Here is a 20,341-nt window from a genome sequence, read left to right on the forward strand (position 1 = left end):
GCGAGATAGCTTAGGATTGCAGGGGATCCTAATATAATGAGTGCGTGAGGCTAGAGGTGAATGATGAATAATAGACGGATACCCAAATATATTGTATTAAAAAACGAACTGCTCTCATGGTTTGAATCCGGCCGGCTTCAAGCAGGCAAACAGGTTCCTTCGGAGCATGAAATCGCGGACCAGTTCGGCGTAAGCCGCCAGACGGTCCGCCAAACCTTCGGCGAGCTGGAGAAGGAAGGCTGGCTCGAACGGATTCAAGGCAAAGGAACCTTTGCCCGCAACCCGGCGCGGCGGGAAAGCGAGCAGGTCAAGACGATCGGCATCATGACGACGTACATCTCGGATTATATTTTCCCGCATATCGTCAGGGGAGCGGAGGCGGAGCTGCGCAGCAAGGGATACCGCCTGCTGCTTTCCAGCACCGACAACAACAAGGAGAAGGAGATGGAGAGCCTTCAGCTCATGACCAGCCAGCCGCTGAGCGGGCTGATTATCGAGCCGACCAAGAGCGCGGAGGGCAATCCGAATCTGACATATTTCCTGTCCCTGCAGGAGAAGGGGATTCCGTTTCTGATGATCAACGAGAAGTATCGGGAACTGGAATGCCCTTGCCTTAAGCTGGACGATGAGCTTGGCGGTTACAAGGCCACGCGGCATTTGATCGAGAATGGACATTCGGCGATTGCCGGATTCTTCAAGCGGGACGACCTTCAGGGCGTAAACCGGCTGAAGGGCTTCTTGCGGGCGCATCGGGAGGCGGGCATCCCCGTTTCGCCGGAGCGGGTGGTTACGTATACAACGGAACAGAAGGGCCGTTTCCCTTATGAACAGGCCGTCCAATTGCTGAAGCAGCCGATCGGGCAGCGGCCGACGGGATTCGTATGTTATAACGACGAGCTGGCCGTGTCTTTGGCGGAGGCGGCCGGGGAATGCGGGCTGCAAATTCCGCAGGACGTATCCATGGTCGGCTTCGATGATTCCACGCTAGCCGTTGCTTCCGGCGTGAAGCTGACGACGATGACCCACCCGAAGACGGAGATGGGGATCATGGCGGCCAGGCAGTTGATCAGCATGATCGAGCATCATACCGTATTTGAGGATACGGTTTATCAACCGGAGCTTGTGGAGAGAGAATCGGTGGACAAACGATAGAGAGTAGGGAGTTTAAGGTCCGATATATCGGACCCTTGCTTGTAAACTTGTACGTACAATTAATTTTCAAAGGCTGGAGAGGAGCGGTTGTTCATGTTGGAGGATTTGAAGCAGCAGGTGCTTGAGGCGAATCTGGAGCTTCCGAAGTACGGGCTCGTTACCTTTACATGGGGAAACGTCAGCGGCATCGACCGTGAACGGGGACTGTTTGTCATTAAGCCGAGCGGCGTGCCATACGAGGATTTAAAAGCGGCCGACATGGTCGTGCTGGATTTGAAGGGGAATGTCGTTGAAGGGGATTTGCGGCCTTCCTCCGACACCCCGACTCATCTGGTGCTGTATCAGAATTTTAAAGAGATCGGCGGGATTGTGCACACCCACTCTCCATGGGGAACGAGCTGGGCTCAGGCGGGACGCGCGCTGCCTGCTTACGGAACGACGCATGCCGACTATTTTTACGGGGAGATTCCAGTTACGCGGCCCATGACCCGGGAAGAAATCGAGGGGGCCTACGAGCTGGAGACGGGCAACGTAATCGTTGAACGATTCACGGATCTGGATCCGAACATGGTGCCAGGCGTGCTTGTGCATTCCCATGCGCCGTTCGTGTGGGGCAAGGATGCGCATAACGCCGTGCATAATGCGGTGGTGCTGGAGGAGTGCGCCAAGATTGCAGCCCGGATGCAGCAGATCAATCCCGAAACCGAACCGATGGATCAGACGCTGCTGGATCGCCATTTTTTGCGGAAGCATGGAGTCAATGCTTATTACGGTCAAAAGTAACGCATATATTCATCATTCATGATTTCATCGGTAGGAGGAAATGAGATGGGGAATAAATACACCATTGGTGTCGATTACGGAACGCAGTCCGGACGTGCGGTATTGGTTAATCTGGCGAACGGGCAGGAAGTAGCGGATCATGTAACGCCTTATCGGCACCATGTTATTGATGAGTTTCTGCCGGGTTCCGGAAAGCGGCTGGAGCATGACTGGGCGCTTCAGCATCCGGGAGATTATCTGGAGGTTCTGCAGGTATCGGTGCCTGCGGTCATCCAGCAATCCGGCATTGATCCGGCGGATGTGATCGGCATCGGCATCGATTTTACGGCTTGCACCATGCTCCCGGTTGACGAGCTTGGCGAGCCGCTCTGCTTCCACCCGGAGCTGGCCGATCAGCCGCACAGCTGGGTTAAGCTGTGGAAGCATCACGCGGCCCAGCCGGAAGCAGACAAGATCAACGCGATCGCCGCTGAGCGCGGAGAAGCTTTTTTGCCCCGTTACGGCGGGAAGATCTCATCCGAATGGATGATAGCCAAAGTCTGGCAGATTCTTGACGAGGCACCGGCCATCTATGAACGCGCGGATCGGTTCCTGGAGGCCACGGATTGGGTCATCTCCCAAATGACCGGCCATATAGTCCGCAACAGCTGTACGGCTGGTTACAAGGCGATATGGCATAAGCAGGACGGATATCCAAGCAAGGATTACTTTAAAGCGCTGGATCCCAGATTGGAGGATCTGGCCGATACGAAGCTGCGCGGAGAGGTCCGTCCCCTTGGGAGCAGCGCCGGCGGCTTGACCGAGAAGATGGCAGAAATGATGGGCTTAACGCCTGGCATTGCCGTGGCCGTCGGCAACGTTGACGCGCATGCCGCGGTACCGGCGGTCGGCGTCGTAACACCGGGCAAGCTGGTCATGGCCATGGGAACCTCGATCTGCCATATGCTGCTCGGCACGGAAGAGAAGCAGGTCGAAGGGATGTGCGGCGTCGTCGAAGACGGCATCATTCCGGGATTATACGGTTATGAAGCCGGGCAATCGGCGGTGGGCGATATTTTTGAATGGTACGTTGAGGAAGCGCTTCCCGCGTACGTTAAGGAGGCTGCGACCGAGGAAGGAATCGGCTTGCATCAATGGCTGGAACGGGAAGCGGCTGCATACAAGCCGGGTCAGAGTGGTTTGCTGGCGCTGGATTGGTGGAACGGCAACCGCTCGGTGCTGGTGGATACGGATCTGACCGGATTGATGTTAGGGATGACGCTGTTGACGAAGCCGCAGGAAATTTATCGCGCCTTGCTGGAGGCGACGGCTTTCGGCACGCGCAAAATCGTGGACGCCTTTCATGAGAACGGCGTGGCTGTGGATGTTCTCTATGCATGCGGCGGACTGCCGCAGAAGAATCGTCTCCTGATGCAGATTTATGCGGACGTTACCAATCGTGAAATCTATGTGGCTGATTCCAAACAGACGCCGGCGCTGGGTGCCGCGATGTTCGCCGCAGTGGCGGCGGGTCAGGCCAAAGGCGGATATGATTCCATTATCGATGCGGCCGAGAAAATGGCACGGGTGAAGGAAGAGACCTTCAAGCCGATACGGGAGCATGTGGAAGTGTATGAGCAGCTGTATCAGGAATACAGCAAGCTGCATGATTATTTCGGCCGTGGGGAAAACGACGTCATGAAACGGCTGAAGCGGATTAAGCAGACGGCAGAATAGGCCAGCCGGGCAAGCGCAAGACCAGAAGAGGACCGGACCGCCCTGCATATAGAGGGCGGGACGTCCTTCGAGACAAATATAGACCAGATGCTTGGATCATCAACATGGGATGGGATGAAAGGGGAGGAGCTGCATGACGGATTATTTGAACGAAGCAAAAGGTTTAATGAGCCGAATGAGGGAAGTCCGGCCGGCGTTCCGCGGACTTGAAACGATGGAGCTGGAGCCCGGCGCTATTTCAGCTGTGCCCGCGTACCTTAAACGGCAGGGCCTCAATTCACCGATCGTTGTGGCCGATGCGAATACGTATGAAGCCGCGGGTCAAACGCTGATGGATGGGCTGGAAGCGGAAGGTCTGGAACCCCGGCTGTGCTTGATCAAGCCTGATGAGTTAGGCGACGTGGTGGCGGATGAACGCTCGCTGATGCAGCTTTTTATCGAGGTGGAGCCGGAGCGGACAGGATGCCTCATCGCTGCCGGATCCGGTACCCTTCATGACATTACCCGCTTTGTCGCTCATCGGTGCGGGAAGCCTTTCGTCTCTGTACCTACGGCACCTTCGGTAGACGGCTTTACTTCGGCCGGGGCGCCGATCGTGGTTCGGGGGATCAAGCAGACCTTTGCGGCAACGGCTCCCATCGCCATATTCGCCGACCCGGATATCCTTGCGAAAGCGCCGCAGCCGCTTATAGCGGCAGGGTTTGGCGATATGCTCGGCAAATATACGTCGCTGCTGGATTGGAGATTCTCCTCGACCACGGCCGGCGAGCCCTATGATGACCAAGTGGCAGAAATTACGGAACGGGCACTGGAATCTTGCATCCAGCACGTGGAGGCCATCGGCCAGCGCACGGAGGAAGGCATCCGCATTCTGATGACGGCCTTGATTGAATCCGGGATCGCGATGCTGCTGTTCGGGCAGTCCCATCCTGCCTCCGGGGCAGAGCATCATTTGTCGCATTACTGGGAGATGGAGTACTTGCGCCTCGGCAACCGGGCGCTGCTTCATGGCGCCAAGGTAGGGGTTGCCTGCAGCGAGATATCAAGCCTTTACCATGCTGCGGCTGATCAGGGAGTGTATCCTTATGCCGAGCCCAAGCTTTGGGAGACGTACAGAGAGCAGGTTCGGGAGTGGCTTCGGAAGGTTCCTTCGAAGGAGGAGATCGCCGGGCTGCTGCGGCAAGCGGGAGGTCCTTCCAGCCTGAAGGAGCTTGGCATTGATGAGGAGCTATTCGGGGAGAGCCTGCGGGAGGCGCATAAGCTGCGCGACCGTCATACCATCCTGAGGACGCTGAACGAGGCTGACGGGGTAGGACAACCTGTGACTTCATACAGATAGCAAAGCAGAGGGCGGGCGATGCCCGTCCCCCGCCCTAAAGAATGGGCTTGCTGATAAGGTTATAGAAGGTATTCCGTTTTGCTAAAAAAGGCCTCTACATGATCGAATGATCATAGAGAGTCCTTTTTTGCGTTCGTCTATTTTAGCTGGCTGCCTGATATAGGGGGTCTAAAACAGTCGAATCGATGGCTTGTTAGTTGGAATGCAGCTTGTACTGCCGTTTGAGAATGATACATCACCGCATGCCTACCGCCCGCCAAACACATGCATTCGCTCCCTTATCCTTCCTTCACATCATACAGCACGCGGGCCAACAGATCTTGACTGTAGTTGCCGAAATGCTTGCCGTAAATGGTTAAGCCGCGTTTATTCACCGACTGCTCGTTAACGGCAATCCTGAAGGTAAGCTCGCTCTTGTAATCGAGCTGAATTTGGTCCAAACCGACATCCGAAATACGGCACCCGTCGATAAAGCTGCCTTCTTTATTGATTCGGATGAGCTTCAGCATGCCGTATTGGTTCAAGTGGGGTGGCCACCATTCAGGGTTGAAGGTACCGCGTTTGTCCCCGAAATCACCCGGACTTGTCCAGCTGCCGATTTCGATCCCGTTGACGTAAAAGAAAATATCCGATGGGTAATTATCGCAATGTCCCGGTGCTTCAGACCCCAGCTCCAAGGAGAATTGGATCTCGCGGAACGATTGGTTGGATTTCAAATAATTCGGGATCCGATATTCCAGGAAACCTTCGGTCAGCCAAATAATCTCCGAATTGATGCGCTCCGGATCGGCGAAATAGCGCGGATCGTCGAAATCCCCGATGATGCTGTCCTTGGTCGCAAGTCCGCAGGTCGGGATGGCTTGGTAGTCGCTGTAATGGCCGACGCGAATTTCCACCTCGTACAGATTATTAATATCCTTGCTTCGCAAATCGACCATCAAGGTGTCTTTATTCAGATAGCAGATCTTCTGGATGCCATGTTTCCCGCCCGTGGTATGGATTTCGATCAGGCCGCTTTCCTCCAGCTTCTTGATATGCATGGTAATGGCGCCATTGCTGAGGTTCAGCCTGTTTGCGAGATCATTCAGGTTCAGGCTTTGATTCTTGGCCAGCAGCTCCAAAATTTGAATGCGGATCTCAGAGCTGAGCGCTTTAAAGATATCAAGTCCGCTCATTAAATCTTTAATGTAGATCATCTTATTTCAAACCTTCTTCCAATTAAGGGATTTATAACGATGGGATGTTTGCAAACGTTTATTTCAAACAATTATAAATCAATATGAGCGTGAAATAAAGATGCGTTCAAAATCTTCAGAAAACTTGTGCGTGAAACAATAAAACGGATGCTGAAACCGCTTTTATTTGAGGATTATATTAAATAAGGATTGCATAAAACAAGTGATTTCGGCTATTTTCGACAGAAAATGCACTGATTTATTGATTATGAAAATTTATTTTTTGTTTATGTAAATCATTTTACATTTGTATATTTACAGAGACCCCCTCATATGATATTTTAGATCTGAAAACGAATTCATTTAATTATATTTGAATTGTTTTACAATTATATCAAACGGAAGGTGAAGAACTTGGCAGCTGAGAACATGAAAGCACGAATGATCGTGGATAAGTCGTTTCGGATCGCGCAAGTTGATAACCGCATTTATGGTTCATTCATTGAACACCTAGGCCGCGCAGTATATGGCGGGATTTACGAGCCCGGCCATGAAACCGCGGATGCGGACGGTTTTCGGAATGACGTAAAGGAATTGATCAAGGAGCTGGACGTCCCGATTATCAGGTATCCCGGCGGGAATTTCGTTTCGGGGTATAACTGGGAAGATGGCGTGGGGCCTGTTGCCGAACGGCCAAAACGGCTGGAGCTGGCTTGGAGAACGCTGGAGCCGAACGATGTCGGCACGAATGAGTTTATATCCTGGGCCAAGGAAGTGGGCTCGGATGTCATGATGGCCGTGAATCTGGGGACGCGGGGGATCGATGCCGCCAGAAACTTGCTGGAATACACCAACCATCCGGGAGGCACGTATTGGAGCGATCTACGCCGCCGCCATGGTTATGAACAGCCGCACAAGATCAAGACCTGGTGCCTCGGCAACGAGATGGACGGACCTTGGCAGATCGGACACAAGACGTCCGAAGAGTACGGCCGGCTTGCGCTTGAGACGGCAAAAGCCATGCGGCTCGTCGACCCGACCATCGAGCTGGTTTCCTGCGGAAGCTCGAGCACGGGCATGCCGACATTCCCTGAATGGGAAGCCGTAACGCTGGATCATACGTATGAGGCGGTCGATTACATATCCCTGCATCAATATTACGGCAACCGTAATAACGATACCGCCAATTACCTGGCGCTTACGCTCGATATGGATCACTTTATTCATACGGTGAAATCCACCTGCGATTACATCAAGGCCAAGAAACGCAGCAAAAAGACGATGTATCTGAGCTTCGATGAGTGGAATGTTTGGTATCATTCCAATGACGCCGACAGACAGATTGATCCATGGAGCATCGCTCCCCCTCAGCTGGAGGATGTGTACAACTTCGAGGATGCGATTCTTGTGGGCAGCATGCTGATCACGTTCCTGCGCCATGCGGACCGGGTCAAGATGGCTTGCCTGGCGCAGCTCGTGAACGTGATCGCTCCGATCATGACCGAGAACGGCGGACGATCTTGGAAGCAGACGATCTTTTATCCGTATCTTCATGCTTCCAAATTTGGCCGGGGCGTATCCCTGCTGCCGATCGTCGACTCGCCGAAATACGATTCCAAGGACTTTACCGACGTTCCTTATCTCGACAGCGCGGTCGTTCATAACGAAGAGGATGAAGAAATTACGATTTTTGCCGTGAACCGCCATCTGGAGGAAGCCTTGGCGCTCGAATGCGATGTTCGCAGTTTTGAAGGTTACCGGCTGCTGGAGCATATCGTGCTGGAGCATGAGGATCTGAAAGCGGTGAACACCGCATCCGAGGAAAAAGTAAAGCCTCATCATCAGGGGGGCGCGAAACTCGATAACGGTATGGTTAACGCCAGGCTTGCCAAGGCATCATGGAACGTCATCCGCTTGAAAAAAGCCTAATAACAGCAAGGGGGCGGTTCGCGAATTGGGCTGCCCCTTCTCCCAAACACTCATATCAAATTACACACAATATGAAAGCGTTTTATTTCTGAGGAATAGCAGAAGTACCGATGTTCGAAGTGTAGGTTTGTATGAACGAAAATTAAGGGAGGTCCAGTAAGATGATGAAAAGATGGATGGTTGTATTCATGGTGTTATGTATGACGCTCTTCCTGTGGGGATGCGGCAAATCGAACAATGCCGGCGGCGAAACCTCGGTTCTGGACGGAGGGGCGGGAGAAAGCGCTACGGAGCTGTCGTATTGGACGTTTGTTGAGCTGCACGGCCAGCACTTCGAGAAAATGCTCGGCAAATGGAACACGGAGAATCCCGATCGCCAGATCAAGCTGAACGTAACGGTCATGCCTTATGACGACATGCATAACAAATTATCCATCGCGGTTCAATCGGGGACGGGTGCCCCCGACATTGCGGATATCGAGCTTGGGAAGTTTCCGGATTTCCTTGCCGGCACGCCGCAGCTTGAACCGCTCAACGACGTCATTGATCCATACCGGGATACCATCGTGAAATCCCGTATCGACCTTTACAGCAAGGAGGATGTGAATTACGGCATCCCGACTCATGTCGGAGCTTCCGTCGCCTTCTATAATACCGAGATTTTGGAGGAGGCCGGGGTCAATTATCAGGATATCGTGACTTGGGAGGATTTCAAGCAGGCCGGTATTCAGGTATATGAAAAAACCGGCAAATATATGGGGACGGCCGATACAAGCGCGGCTTGGCAAGCTTCCATGCTGCTCGCGCAGCAAGGCGCGGATCTGACGGACGATTCCGGCAATCCGATCGTGAATTCGGAGCCGATGGTGAAGGCCATGACGCTGCTCAAGGATCTGCAGGACAGTAATGTCATCGCGACCATCGCCGGCGGTCAGCCTGACACCGAAGAGGCCTACGGCGAGTTTAATGCAGGAAATTATGCCACGGCTTTCATGCCGTTATGGCAAATGTCCAGATATACCAACTACATGTCCGATTTGTCGGGAAAAATAGCCATCGCGCCGATTCCGGTCATCGAAGAAGGAATGCCCCGGTCGGTTGGCGGCGGCGGAACGGGCACGGTCGTGACCAAGACGGCAAAAGACGTGCAGCTGGCAAAAGATTTTCTGGCCTTCGCCAAGCTGTCCCTGGATGCCAATAAAGAAATTTGGAACACGCTTGGATTCGATCCGGTCAATATGGACGTTTGGGATATGAAGGATGTTACGCACAATGCCGAGAATCAGTTCGTGAAATATTTCGTCAATAACCCGTTCGATGTCCTGAATGAGATCCGGGATGAAATCCGGTTAATCAAATCGACCTCCGCATCGCCCACCATCAACAACGTCCTGTGCACAACCACCTTCAACGAGATTTTTGAGGACGGCAAGGACATTACCGAAGCCCTGAATGACGCCCAGAAGCAAATCGAACAGGAATTGAAATAACGTTCGCTTATACGGTACAAAAACGAAGAGCTGCTCATGGATCGTCGGTGAGCGGCTCTCATTTAAAGGAGTCGAATCATGATTAAAAAATTTCTGTACTCTCAAAAGGTTGCTCCTTACGTGTTTGTCCTGCCGTTTATTCTGGTATTCCTCGTGTTCTGGGTGTTTCCGCTCGGCAGCTCATTCAGCATGAGCTTTCAGAAAACGCAGCTGGGGCAGGAAGCGGATTGGGTCGGCTTGGCTAATTACGGGAAGCTGATGGGGGACGGCGTCTTTTTGAAGGCAGTCACGAACAGCGCGATTTACATGGTGTTGACGCTTCTGATCCTGATTCCGTTTCCCATGCTGTTCGCGGTGCTGATCAACAACAAGTTCATGTGGGGGAGGGAGTTTTTCAAGTCGTCTTTTTTCTTCCCTGCACTGACGTCGGTCGTTGTGGCGGGCACCATCTTCCGGCTCATGTTCGGCGAGATGGAAGGATCCCTGATCAACAGCATCCTGGGGTGGTTCGGGATCGATCCGGTGAAGTTTCTGAAGGGACAGGTCACCGGCTATATCGCGCTGGTGGCTCTCGCCACTTGGCGGTGGACGGGGGTCAATATGCTTTATTTTTTATCGGGACTCAAGAACATTCCGGGTGAATACTATGAGGCGGCATCCATCGACGGGGCCTCGGCCTTTCAGAAGTTTACCAAAATCACGATGCCGTTATTGAAGCCGACCACGATTTATGTGTTAACGATCAGCATTTATGCGGGGCTTGCCATGTTTATCGAAAGCATGATGCTCTGGAACGGCAACAACTCTCCGAAGAATATCGGCCTCACGATTGTCGGTTACCTGTACCGTCAAGGCATCGAGAAGAACAATTTGGGTTATGCCGCCGCTGTAGGGATCGTGCTGCTGGCAATCACCATGATCATTAACCTGACGCAGCTGAAGCTCTCCGGCATGTTCAAGAAGGAGGATTGAGGATGAGAAGAGAAACGCTGGTCAAAATAATCCTCTTGATCTTGTTCTCCATACTGTGCTTTCTGATCCTGGTGCCTTTTTATGCCGTTACCATCGCTTCCTTCAAACCCGGCGAGGATTTGATTCGGTATGGCCTGAATTTGAAATTTGATCTGTCGGTGATGAGCCTGGACAATTTCGCCTACCTGTTTACGGGCGATCACTCCTACTTCATGTGGTTTATTAACTCCTTGCTCCTCACGGTGGTGCAGGTCACGTTAACCCTGCTGGTCAGCGCAACCGTTGCCTATGGGTTTGCAGCCTATGATTTCATCGGTAAGAACTTCTTGTTTATCTGCGTGCTTTTGATTATGATGGTTCCTTTTGAAATTCTTCTTCTTCCGTTATACTCCCTGACGTACAATCTGGGCCTCATGAATACATACTCGGCGATTGTGCTGCCGGGGATCGCAAGCGCGGCCACGATTTTCTTCTTCAGGCAGTATTTAAGAGGGGTTCCAAAAGAAATGATTGCGGCAGGTCGGGTCGACGGGGCCAGCGAATACGGGATCTATGTACGGTTGATCCTGCCCGTGATGAAGCCGTCCTTTGCAGCCATGGCGATTCTGAACGGCATGAACAGCTGGAACAATTTCCTGTGGCCGTTCATGGTGCTCAGCGATGATCGCAAGTACACGCTTCCGATCGGGTTGAAGACGCTGTTGACTCCTTACGGGAACAACTATGATTTATTGATTGTCGGCTCTTTTTTCTCGATCATTCCGATTTTCATCTTGTTCATGGCTTTTCAGAAATACTTTATTGACGGGATGACGGCGGGAGCGGTGAAAGGATGACGGCTCGGTCCGTATGACCGGACCAGCCCAGCCCTTGCTGACGGCACCTCAAATCCATTATGATACAAGGAAACCTGCGTATTCTGATGAATGAGGTGACGTAACTTGCATCCTGTAACAAAGGCTCTATTATGGATTGGCGGCGCCCTGATCGTGATCGGGCTGCTGTGGCCTGTCATTGGCCGATTCGTCGGCCGGCTGCCGGGCGACATCGTCGTGGATAAACCCAATGTCAAAATTTATTTTCCGATCGTAACCTGCCTCGTCATCAGCGTGGTGGGCTCGTTGATTCTGTTTCTGATCCAGCAGTTTCGCAAATAGTCGGGATTTCATAAGAAAAACGTCTATCGACGCACTTTCCCAGAAGACAGACCGCGGTTAGGGGATGTTTTTCTTGCGATATCAGGAAGGCGCCTAAGCTTTGGAGTTTATACTTTCTGATATCTAAAAAAAACAGGCCGGTTAGGGGTACCCCTAACCGGCCTGTTTAAATGGAAAAGCCGTTTTATTTTTGGATGATGGTGATTTCGGCATTCGGATCCAAGCTAAACACGATGGATTTGAACCTGGGCATTTCCAGAATATGAACCTGGTAGACCAGCTGCTGCGAATGGGCGGGCTCACCGTGGTTCGCGCCTTCACCCTTGTCTTGTGCCGATTGGGGATCATACCCAATGATGGCTTTCATGGTGTGCCGGATTTCCGCTTCGCTGATGCTTCGAATCCGTACCTCCCGTTTAAGCGGAAGGCTTGAAGTCGTAACGCGCCCGGTCTCCAGTGCCATCAGGCACGCGATGGCCGAATACATCGCCCGTTCCCAGCCGAGGAGGAGCCCCGCCAAAGTCAGTACCAACAGATTGATCATGATATGGACGTAGGGCAGTTTCAGCCGGGTCAGCAGCTGCGATAGCTGCTGGGGGATCTTCGGCATCTGGAGCGTATCCAGGACGACGCCGTAACGAAGGCCGATGCCGATGCCGAGACCGAGGAAAATGCCGCCGATGCCTGCGCTCCCGATCTTGCTGTCGATGAGAGCGGGAATCGGAAAGAACAAGATCGAGCATACGGAAAACGTCAGCAGCCCGACGGTTGCAATGACGGCTTTTTCCCGGTTCGACCGGCGATAGGCCAGCAGAAGCAAGGGCAGATTTAATGCAAACAAAAACATGCCCGTATGAAGTCCCGTCAGATGCGAAGCGAGCGCAGAGATTCCCGTTACGCCGCCCGCGATGATTCCGCTAGGAACAAGAAATAAATCCAAACCGAACGCTGCGATCAGTCCTCCGATGGCAGCCATGCTCAGTCTTCTTCGTGTACTTGCCTTGCTTGCGGCCTCTTGTGCACCGTTCGTTGTCCGAACCGGGGCTTGAACCATAGGCAATGTACCCTCCTTTATCCGCTGGCACTTTCATCCTTTAGCTTCGGTTTAACCGGTTTCTTCTCCTTATGATCTTTAAATTTAAATATCTTGTTCAAGAAGTTATAGACGTGCTTGGACTCCTTGGTCAGCAGCGGTCCGAGTATGGCGAGTATCAGTACATACAGGGCTGCGAACGGTTGAATGAAGGTTGCAAGCCCGCCGGCTTTCCCCATATTGGCGAGAATGATGGAAAACTCCCCGCGGGATACAATCGTCAGACCGATATTGGAGGATGCTTTCGAAGACAATCCGGCGCTGCGGCCGGCAAGCATGCCTGCAATGAAGTTGCCAAGAAGCGTGATGATCACGGCGATCAGCGATAACCACACAGCTCCGCCAAGCTCGGACGGTACTATCGTTAAACCGAAGCTAAAGAAGAATATGGCTCCAAAGAAATCGCGGAATGGTAATATCAAATGCTCAATGCGTTCACGATGCTCGGTCTCGGCCAGAACAAGCCCGACGAGCAGCGCGCCGATGGCCTCGGCAACATGAATCGTTTCAGCGAATCCTGCGAGCAGGAACAACGCGCCGAATACGACCAAGGCAAACAATTCGTTAGACCGTATATTCAATGCTTTATTCAGAAGCGGTACGGCTTTACGCCCGATAATAATGACTAGCAGCATAAATCCAAGAGCGATCACGGCAGATATCAGGACGCCGCCCAGCGACGAGGAGCCGCTCAGCACGAGCCCGGAAAGAATCGAGATATATACAGCGAGGAATACGTCCTCAAACATGATGATCCCGAGGATCATCTCGGTCTCCGGATTCGCTGTTCTTCTCAAGTCGACCAGCACCTTGGCCACGATAGCGCTCGAGGAGATGGTCGTTATGCCTGCGACAATGAGCGTCTCCGCCAAGGGAAATCCGGCAAAGATCCCGATCATCAGTCCAAGCGTAAAGTTAATGGCAATGTAGATGCTGCCACCTACAACGATGGACTTGCCCGATTTGATCAATCGGCCGACCGAGAACTCGAGTCCGAGATAGAACAGAAGGAAGAGTACGCCGATCCGCCCCATAAAGTCGATGAGCGGAGCACTTTCTATAAAACGAAAATCGAAAGATCCAAAATGAAAAGCATGAGGCCCAACCGCCATCCCCACCAGAATATAGAAAGGGACGACGGAAAACCGGAGTTTAGCTGATAGCAACCCCGCCAGGGCGATCAAGGCAATCGCCAATCCTACTTCTAAAACCAAATGATCCATTCATCAACCACGTCCGTTCATCAAGATTTGTTTAAATAGCCGCTGTTGTTGACGTTCACCTACGACGACGAGCGTCGAATCCGGTGTAATGATAACGTCAGGTCCGGGATTGATTTGTTTGCTGTTTTTGTCAACTCTTGCGATGATGGTTGCGCCTGAGGCTTGGCGTACGCCCAGATCGCCAATCGATTTACCTGCCCCGTAATAGTGGGGCTCGATGCGGTACCACTCGATGATCAATTCATCCAGCGCCATGTCGATCGTTTCGAGCGCCTTCGGTTTATACGTGAGACCGCCGACGATGGCCGCAATTTGACGGGCCTCGTCATCGTCCAGGGAAATCATGGAGATGCTTTCGTCCGGATCGTCATATTCATAATGGTACATTTCACGGCGGCCGTCGTCATGAATGATGATGACCAGTTTATCGCCACCGCGGGTATCAATTACGAATTTCTTACCGATTCCAGGCAAATCTGTTTCGCGAACATGCATAGATTAGAGTCCTCCTAAGAAATACACTTTTTAGTTGTTTTGCACACCGATCACACGGATATCAAAAATACACGCAGCCAAATAAAACAATCCATTCACGATGAAATTGCACAGTCTTTAATAAACCCTAATGCACAGGTCAATCTGCACAGGCTGTTTATGTTGTTGCATGGGAAAAGAAAAATTGGCAAATTTAAGAAACCGCAGTCAGTTGGAATGCGAAAAAGTGTGGAGGACTAGACGAACTTCGATGTGAACTTAATGGGGAATAATACTAAAAGCCGGAGTCGAAGCGGAATAATCGGCCGATAGGGCAGACGTGTTTTGGGAGCCTGCTGCATCACAATGGCCGACATCAATAAGAACAGCGCTATGGTATTGCCGGCTGCCTTAAGTTTGGAGAGAATTTGAGAGTGTTTCAGAACAGCCGCTTTCAGATGATGGTCATGCTTGTAAACATACCGCTCATCTTGGGTTTCGTTGCTGTAATACTCCTGGACGGGAATATATAGGGCAAATGCCGTAACCAGAACAAGCACCAGCATCCATGCAATTCTTGCCGTTTTTAAGAAACAGTTCACGGTTACTCCCCCCTTCGTCCCAAGCTTCTATGTTAATCATAACATAAAAATAATCGTTCTCAAAATGAGAACGATAAATTATTTTTGAACACTTTTACAGATCGATTCAATTTTTTACATTATATAGAAGCGATGCTTCTTCTATTTTTTGCGTAGCTTATCATAGTTTTCCGTATCGGGCCCGATATCGGCTTTCGCTTGATCTTTATCTTCCAAAACGCCGAGGACAAGATCGTCGAGTTTATCGGTTGCGGCCTGATCCGGCCGGTCGGGCTCGGGGATCGGGTCCACGCCGGGGAATTGACCGTCAAATTCAGGTTTCTTTTTGCTCATTAGGCTCTCATTCCTTTCTGGCAATATTGTGGCACAAAAGGATCTGTTATATGTAACGAATAAACGCGGGAGATGAAAGTGAAACAATGCAGGAACGTTGCCTGGTAACAATTCACCTTCTATATAGTGTAACTCTATATATCAATCAGCTATATAAGAATATGCTAGAATAGTAGAGGAATATTATACCAGGGGGTTATTTAGGCATGAAGAAAAAATGGATAGGCTGCACCCTTGCTTTATTGCTTGTATCCGGCTCTGTCGTATCTGCGCATCCGGGACGAACGGATGCCAACGGAGGGCATACCTGCCGAACCAATTGCGAACGCTGGGGTCTGTCATATGGCGAGTATCATTATCATAACGGCGGTGGGAGCTCTTCCGGAAGCAAGTCGTCTTCATCCGCGCCTAAGTCGAAATCATCGCAAAAGAGCACGGCTAAGCCTGCAGCGCCGAAGCCCGCGGCTCCGGCTTATGCTAAGTCCGGCCTTAAGGTTTACGTCAACGGCAGCGTGGTAAAATTTAATAGCGAGCCATTGGTGTATAACAACATCAATCTGGTGCCGCTGCGGGAAATTGCGGAGGGCATGGGGGCTAAGGTCAACTGGAATCGCGATGCGGCCAGCATCGGCGTGCAGAGAGGCAATCATAAAGTCACGCTCACGATCGGAAGCAAAACCGTTTATTATAATGGCAAATCGGAAACCGTTGCGGTCGCTCCCAAAGTGATTGACGGCGTGACGTATGTTCCCATTCAGGTGTTTGCACGGGGGCTGGGCGCTGGCGTGAACTATACCGAGCATGATAAAATTCTGAGAATATCGTTTAAGGAATAAAATAAACACGGGTTCCATTTTGCGAACAGAGAGGGGAAGAGTTTGCTTTGAGTTTTTTTGATAAATTTAAAGCCGGCGTATCGGACGCCGGAAACAAAGCTAAAACGCTGGTGGAGATCAATCGGTTAAAGCTGCAGAACAACGGCAAAAAAAGCGATATCGACGAACAGCTCCTGGAAATCGGCAAGGTTGTATTCGCTTCAACCGAAGCAGGGAAGTGGCCGCCTGATCAGGAGAGCATCCAAAGCTACGTGGCCAAGATTCATCAATTGAATTTCGAAATCGAACAAAATCTGCTCCAGATTGCCAACCTTACGGATGAGAAAATATGCCGAGGGTGCGGGAACAGTTCAGCCGTGAATGCCAAATTTTGCGCCCACTGCGGCCGAACGTTCGAAGTAATTCAAGTTCAAGCGGAAGAGCAGCGCAAAGAGGTTCCGCTGCTGGAGGATGGCGGCGACCAAGAGGAGCCGAAATAGAAGCTGTTTGCTTCATGAATAGCCGTACCCTGGTTCGGGAATGACCAGGGTCGGCTTTTTCTTTTTGTGCGGGGTGAAGGAAGCAGCGCTTTATTAGGAGAATGATTATTAAGGTGATCTTACTCACGACATAATCGTTATATAGTAATATTAGCTTACTAGCTGGAGGGAGTGAGGACATATGCCGAAGAACACGGCCTGTAATGATGAATTTAGTCAACATGGTGATCGAGGGGTGTCAAGGCTGCTTAAAGGTAACGTTCTATTGCTTCCCGTATGCGTAATTCTGATGCTCCTTGCTGCCGGGTGCAACGGCCCGGGGTCTTCGGAGGAGGAGAATCCGCCGGAGAATCTACCCAAGGGCGCATCCATCAACATCGTCATTTCCAGTCTGGGGATGACGTTCCCTGCAGGAATGGACGAGAATGACAATCCGTACCTGAATTACATCGAAGAGCGTACGGGGCTCGAGATCGGAGTCAATCTTCCTCCGCCCGAGGTATACAACGAGAAGCTCGACGTCATTATGTCCTCAGGCAATTTGCCGGATATGCTCCATACGTACGAGCCGGTGTGGTTCGACAATTACGTTAAGCAGAAGGCCTTTATGCCGCTGGATGAATTAATCGACGAGTACGGCCCCCACCTGAAAGAAAAAATTCCGCCGGAGGTCTGGGATCGGGTCCGATACGGCGGTAAAATCTATGCGGTTCCGAGCTTGAATGAGGTGACTGGAGCCGAATTGATGTATGTCCGGAAGGACTGGCTCGATCGGCTCGGCTTACAGCCGCCCGAAACGCTGGAGGAATATTACGAAGTCATTCGTGCCTTCACCCTGGATGATCCTGACGGTAATGGCGTCCAGGATACGATCGGTTTAACCTTGACCTCGAGCCTGGGAAGGTCTTCGCCGTTTTTCGGCGCTTTCGGCACGCAGCGGAATACGTGGTTTGAACGGGACGGGCAGCTGGTGAACGGAAGCATTTTGCCGGAAACGAAGGAAGCCCTCGCTTTTTTTGCCAAGCTGTATCAGGAGAACCTGCTCGATCGGGAATTTCCTTTAAACCTGCAAAACAATCTGTTCGAAAAAATAGAAAACGGCACGGTCGGCCTGTTCTCCGCGGCTTGGTACGATACGCGCGCACCGATTGCGGCCAATATGAGCAAGGACCCCGAGGCCGAATGGATGCCGCTTCCGTATCCGACGGGACCGGACGGATTTAAAGGCGTTGAAGGGAAGGACATCATACGAGGTTATAACGTCATACCGGCCGAATCGGAGAAGGCTGCCGAAGTAATCCAGTTTTTAGACTTCGTTGCCAGCGACTACAAGACGCTGAAACTTGGCTTCGAGAACGAAATCTGGCGCTGGGAGAACGGGGCGATCGTAACGGATTTCGGGCTGCACGACAAGCATTTATACCGCGGCATTTACCAGTCCCTTGTCGACGTGCCGGATCAATTGCTGTTCAAGGAACGGCTTGATTCGCTCGGGGACTTCAATCTGTACAACAATCTGCAGCTGATCAATCAGCATATTATTCCGAATGCATTCTACGGAGTTCCTACCCCCGGGATGACGAAATACAACACGAAGCTTAAAAATCTGGAGGATGTGTTCACGAAAATCATCATGGGGCTTGAGCCGCTGGACGCATTCGACGACTATGTGAAGACCTGGAAGGAAGAAGGGGGAGATGAAATCACGAAGGAAGTGAATGAATGGTACTCCAAACAATAATGCTGGCGGCCAAGAGCGCGGGGGACCGAGTGATCGACTTGTTTCGCTGGATCCGGGATCGGTTTTCGCAGAACATTCAAACCCGCTTGACCGGTTATTTTCTGCTGATCCTGCTGCCGCTGGTCATTATCAGCCTCTTCGCCGTAGAGCGGTCCCGGGATATTCTCTACGAACAGGCGGTGGGGAGGACGGAGATGGCGCTGTCGTCGGCGATGAATCATTTTGATCTGGCGCTGCAAAACGTGGAGGAGATATCGACCCTGATTGCAGGGGATCCAGGAATGAACGAGCTTCTTAACAAAAACAGCACCAACTTCTCCCCTCAATCGATCGTGGATTTCTCGTACATTTTGGAGCAGCTGTCGAATTCCGTATCGGTAAACCGGTTCGTATCCCAAATTACGGTGTATCATCGGGCTTCCAACATGTTCATTTCTACCCATTACGGCGGCAAAAAGCTGACGGGCGAGACGCAGCAGGAATGGCTGGTGGAAGCTGCGCGACGGAACGGAACGGGGATTTCCTACGTCATGTCGGAAGCCCCAGTGGCGGAGGGCATTACGTTTGGCCAGATGACCAATACGGACAGCATTTCCCTGATTCGGGCCATGGACCTGTACAACAGCGAACGGCAGTCGAATCTGCTGGTGGTGTCTTTTAATAAAAGCAAGCTGCTGAATATCATCAAGACGCTGCTCCCGTCCGAGAACAGCCGCATCGCCCTGCTGAACGAAAGGGGAGAAGTGGTGGTGGAGACCGGAAGAGTGTATCAGGAGGATATTACCGACAAGGAGATGACGGTCACGATTGATTCGGATTACTCCACATGGCGTCTTGAGCTGGTTCAGCCGAAAAGCGAGCTGTACAAAGAGACCGATCAGCTGCGCCTGTTCACGGTTGCGATCATCGGGCTGAGCATCCTGCTGGCCATTATCATTTCATGGGTGGTGTACAGCGGGATTGCCTCACCTGTGTTGAAATTGTCGCGCGGGATGAAACGGCTCAGCAGCGGAGAGCTGAACATTCATGTCGACACCAAGCGGAAGGACGAATTCGGTTTTCTCATCCAGTCGTTTAACAAAATGGCTGTCGTGCAGAAACATCTGATCGAGGATCATTACGAGCAGCAGCTGCGATTGACGACAACGGAGCTGAAGTTTCTGCAATCCCAGATCAATCCGCATTTTCTGTATAACACCCTCGATTCGATTTATTGGACGGCCAAAAACTACGATGCGGATGAGATCAGCGAGATGGTGATGAACCTGTCGAAGTTTTTCCGGTTGAGCCTGAACAAGGGCAGACAGGTGTTTACGATTGAGGAGAGCATTACCCACCTGCACTACTATTTACGAATCCAGCAGCTTCGTTTCATGGACAATTTCACTGTGGATTATCAAATTTCGGAAGAGAGCAAGGGGGTTCCGATTCTCAAGCTCCTGCTTCAGCCTTTGGTGGAAAATGCCATCATTCACGGCATGGAGGGCAAATCCTCCGGAGGGAGCCTGGTCATCTCCAGCCGGATTGAAAAAGGGAACATGGTGATTATCAGCGTACAGGATAACGGGCCCGGGATCAGCGAAGAGCGGCTGCGCTACATCCAGCATGAGCTGGAGATGATGGGCTCGCGCAGCGTACCCGCGTCTTCCCAGGATGAAGAGCATGTGAAGGATCTGTTCGGTCTTCGGAACGTGCTTGGCCGAATGAAGCTGTATTATGGCAGAGAAGCGGATCTGACGGTACACAGCGTGGCAGGGGAAGGCACCACCGTCACGATTTCCATCCCGCTGGAGCGCTGCAAGGAATTTAACCTGTAATAGACACTTATATAGAGATGCTCGAAAGGG

The 20,341-nt window shown here is 51.7% G+C and carries 19 protein-coding genes; 13 read left to right on the top strand and 6 right to left on the bottom strand.

Features of this window, described 5'->3' with window-relative positions; genetic code table 11:
- The first annotated feature begins 63 nt into the window (after positions 1–63).
- The 4 genes from M1D70_RS08120 to M1D70_RS08135 all read left to right on the top strand — a co-directional run bounded on the left by M1D70_RS08120 (position 64) and on the right by M1D70_RS08135 (position 4,990).
- Entirely contained in the window at positions 64–1,152 is a 1,089-nt protein-coding gene (locus M1D70_RS08120) for a substrate-binding domain-containing protein (RefSeq protein WP_456290403.1), read from the top strand.
- 93 nt (positions 1,153–1,245) lie between these two features.
- Entirely contained in the window at positions 1,246–1,935 is a 690-nt protein-coding gene (gene araD, locus M1D70_RS08125) for an L-ribulose-5-phosphate 4-epimerase (RefSeq protein WP_009590875.1), read from the top strand.
- 45 nt (positions 1,936–1,980) lie between these two features.
- Positions 1,981–3,651 carry a ribulokinase gene (locus tag M1D70_RS08130; RefSeq protein WP_456289600.1) on the top strand — a complete coding sequence of 557 codons (1,671 nt, stop codon included), beginning with the start codon at positions 1,981–1,983 and terminating at the stop codon, positions 3,649–3,651.
- 133 nt (positions 3,652–3,784) lie between these two features.
- Positions 3,785–4,990 (top strand): sn-glycerol-1-phosphate dehydrogenase, encoded by a 1,206-nt coding sequence (locus M1D70_RS08135; protein ID WP_456289601.1) that lies wholly within the window; start codon positions 3,785–3,787, stop codon positions 4,988–4,990.
- A gap of 278 nt (positions 4,991–5,268) precedes the next feature.
- On the opposite strand, the gene M1D70_RS08140 is transcribed toward M1D70_RS08135, so the two are convergent.
- Positions 5,269–6,186 carry an ArsR/SmtB family transcription factor gene (locus M1D70_RS08140; protein ID WP_009590874.1) on the bottom strand — a complete coding sequence of 306 codons (918 nt, stop codon included), beginning with the start codon at positions 6,184–6,186 and terminating at the stop codon, positions 5,269–5,271.
- A gap of 408 nt (positions 6,187–6,594) precedes the next feature.
- Here M1D70_RS08140 and arfA point away from each other — a divergent pair, with 408 nt between their 5' ends.
- The 5 genes from arfA (at position 6,595) to M1D70_RS08165 (ending at position 11,713) form a co-directional block, all read left to right on the top strand.
- The gene (gene arfA, locus M1D70_RS08145) at positions 6,595–8,094 is read left to right on the top strand and encodes an arabinosylfuranosidase ArfA (RefSeq protein WP_175320748.1); all 1,500 of its coding nucleotides are present in this window, start codon (positions 6,595–6,597) and stop codon (positions 8,092–8,094) included.
- A gap of 161 nt (positions 8,095–8,255) precedes the next feature.
- Positions 8,256–9,584, top strand: a complete 1,329-nt coding sequence (locus M1D70_RS08150) for an extracellular solute-binding protein (protein WP_433938963.1) — start codon at positions 8,256–8,258, stop codon at positions 9,582–9,584.
- 78 nt (positions 9,585–9,662) lie between these two features.
- Positions 9,663–10,556 (top strand): carbohydrate ABC transporter permease, encoded by an 894-nt coding sequence (locus M1D70_RS08155; RefSeq protein WP_009591951.1) that lies wholly within the window; start codon positions 9,663–9,665, stop codon positions 10,554–10,556.
- A 2-nt stretch (positions 10,557–10,558) separates the two neighbouring features.
- The gene (locus tag M1D70_RS08160) at positions 10,559–11,392 is read left to right on the top strand and encodes a carbohydrate ABC transporter permease (RefSeq protein WP_009591962.1); all 834 of its coding nucleotides are present in this window, start codon (positions 10,559–10,561) and stop codon (positions 11,390–11,392) included.
- Positions 11,393–11,497: 105 nt separating this feature from the next.
- Positions 11,498–11,713 (top strand): DUF2905 domain-containing protein, encoded by a 216-nt coding sequence (locus M1D70_RS08165; RefSeq protein WP_009591958.1) that lies wholly within the window; start codon positions 11,498–11,500, stop codon positions 11,711–11,713.
- A 184-nt stretch (positions 11,714–11,897) separates the two neighbouring features.
- Here the strand turns inward: M1D70_RS08165 and M1D70_RS08170 are convergent, their stop codons facing one another.
- From M1D70_RS08170 to M1D70_RS08190, 5 genes are all read right to left on the bottom strand, one after another.
- Positions 11,898–12,767: a YitT family protein gene (locus tag M1D70_RS08170; protein ID WP_456290404.1), complete on the bottom strand. Its 870-nt coding sequence runs from the start codon at positions 12,765–12,767 to the stop codon at positions 11,898–11,900.
- Positions 12,768–12,784: 17 nt separating this feature from the next.
- Positions 12,785–14,029 carry a cation:proton antiporter gene (locus tag M1D70_RS08175; RefSeq protein ID WP_096772978.1) on the bottom strand — a complete coding sequence of 415 codons (1,245 nt, stop codon included), beginning with the start codon at positions 14,027–14,029 and terminating at the stop codon, positions 12,785–12,787.
- 3 nt (positions 14,030–14,032) lie between these two features.
- Positions 14,033–14,524: a cation:proton antiporter regulatory subunit gene (locus tag M1D70_RS08180; RefSeq protein ID WP_009591954.1), complete on the bottom strand. Its 492-nt coding sequence runs from the start codon at positions 14,522–14,524 to the stop codon at positions 14,033–14,035.
- Positions 14,525–14,760: 236 nt separating this feature from the next.
- Positions 14,761–15,105 carry a hypothetical protein gene (locus M1D70_RS08185; RefSeq protein ID WP_036672078.1) on the bottom strand — a complete coding sequence of 115 codons (345 nt, stop codon included), beginning with the start codon at positions 15,103–15,105 and terminating at the stop codon, positions 14,761–14,763.
- Positions 15,106–15,246: 141 nt separating this feature from the next.
- Positions 15,247–15,438: a hypothetical protein gene (locus M1D70_RS08190; RefSeq protein ID WP_009591956.1), complete on the bottom strand. Its 192-nt coding sequence runs from the start codon at positions 15,436–15,438 to the stop codon at positions 15,247–15,249.
- Between the two features lie 206 nt (positions 15,439–15,644).
- Here M1D70_RS08190 and M1D70_RS08195 point away from each other — a divergent pair, with 206 nt between their 5' ends.
- The 4 genes from M1D70_RS08195 to M1D70_RS08210 all read left to right on the top strand — a co-directional run bounded on the left by M1D70_RS08195 (position 15,645) and on the right by M1D70_RS08210 (position 20,311).
- Positions 15,645–16,274: a stalk domain-containing protein gene (locus tag M1D70_RS08195; RefSeq protein ID WP_433938966.1), complete on the top strand. Its 630-nt coding sequence runs from the start codon at positions 15,645–15,647 to the stop codon at positions 16,272–16,274.
- 47 nt (positions 16,275–16,321) lie between these two features.
- Positions 16,322–16,753: a hypothetical protein gene (locus M1D70_RS08200; RefSeq protein WP_009591953.1), complete on the top strand. Its 432-nt coding sequence runs from the start codon at positions 16,322–16,324 to the stop codon at positions 16,751–16,753.
- 181 nt (positions 16,754–16,934) lie between these two features.
- Positions 16,935–18,494: an extracellular solute-binding protein gene (locus M1D70_RS08205; protein WP_456289602.1), complete on the top strand. Its 1,560-nt coding sequence runs from the start codon at positions 16,935–16,937 to the stop codon at positions 18,492–18,494.
- Entirely contained in the window at positions 18,476–20,311 is a 1,836-nt protein-coding gene (locus M1D70_RS08210) for a sensor histidine kinase (RefSeq protein ID WP_456289603.1), read from the top strand. The genes M1D70_RS08205 and M1D70_RS08210 overlap by 19 nt, the downstream gene beginning before the upstream one ends.
- Positions 20,312–20,341: the final 30 nt, after the last annotated feature.

The organism is Paenibacillus sp. AK002, assembly GCF_053903045.1.

Bases quoted from the DNA above. Each gene is read 5' to 3' on its own strand.
- M1D70_RS08135 (WP_456289601.1), top strand. From the start codon at position 3,785: ATGACGGATTATTTGAACGAAGCAAAAGGTTTAATGAGCCGAATGAGG.
- M1D70_RS08210 (WP_456289603.1), top strand. From the start codon at position 18,476: ATGGTACTCCAAACAATAATGCTGGCGGCCAAGAGCGCGGGGGACCGA.
- M1D70_RS08195 (WP_433938966.1), top strand. From the start codon at position 15,645: ATGAAGAAAAAATGGATAGGCTGCACCCTTGCTTTATTGCTTGTATCC.
- M1D70_RS08150 (WP_433938963.1), top strand. From the start codon at position 8,256: ATGATGAAAAGATGGATGGTTGTATTCATGGTGTTATGTATGACGCTC.
- M1D70_RS08120 (WP_456290403.1), top strand. From the start codon at position 64: ATGAATAATAGACGGATACCCAAATATATTGTATTAAAAAACGAACTG.
- arfA (WP_175320748.1), top strand. From the start codon at position 6,595: ATGAAAGCACGAATGATCGTGGATAAGTCGTTTCGGATCGCGCAAGTT.
- M1D70_RS08190 (WP_009591956.1), bottom strand. From the start codon at position 15,438: ATGAGCAAAAAGAAACCTGAATTTGACGGTCAATTCCCCGGCGTGGAC.
- araD (WP_009590875.1), top strand. From the start codon at position 1,246: ATGTTGGAGGATTTGAAGCAGCAGGTGCTTGAGGCGAATCTGGAGCTT.
- M1D70_RS08180 (WP_009591954.1), bottom strand. From the start codon at position 14,524: ATGCATGTTCGCGAAACAGATTTGCCTGGAATCGGTAAGAAATTCGTA.
- M1D70_RS08175 (WP_096772978.1), bottom strand. From the start codon at position 14,029: ATGGATCATTTGGTTTTAGAAGTAGGATTGGCGATTGCCTTGATCGCC.
- M1D70_RS08155 (WP_009591951.1), top strand. From the start codon at position 9,663: ATGATTAAAAAATTTCTGTACTCTCAAAAGGTTGCTCCTTACGTGTTT.
- M1D70_RS08130 (WP_456289600.1), top strand. From the start codon at position 1,981: ATGGGGAATAAATACACCATTGGTGTCGATTACGGAACGCAGTCCGGA.
- M1D70_RS08170 (WP_456290404.1), bottom strand. From the start codon at position 12,767: ATGGTTCAAGCCCCGGTTCGGACAACGAACGGTGCACAAGAGGCCGCA.
- M1D70_RS08160 (WP_009591962.1), top strand. From the start codon at position 10,559: ATGAGAAGAGAAACGCTGGTCAAAATAATCCTCTTGATCTTGTTCTCC.
- M1D70_RS08140 (WP_009590874.1), bottom strand. From the start codon at position 6,186: ATGATCTACATTAAAGATTTAATGAGCGGACTTGATATCTTTAAAGCG.
- M1D70_RS08205 (WP_456289602.1), top strand. From the start codon at position 16,935: ATGCCGAAGAACACGGCCTGTAATGATGAATTTAGTCAACATGGTGAT.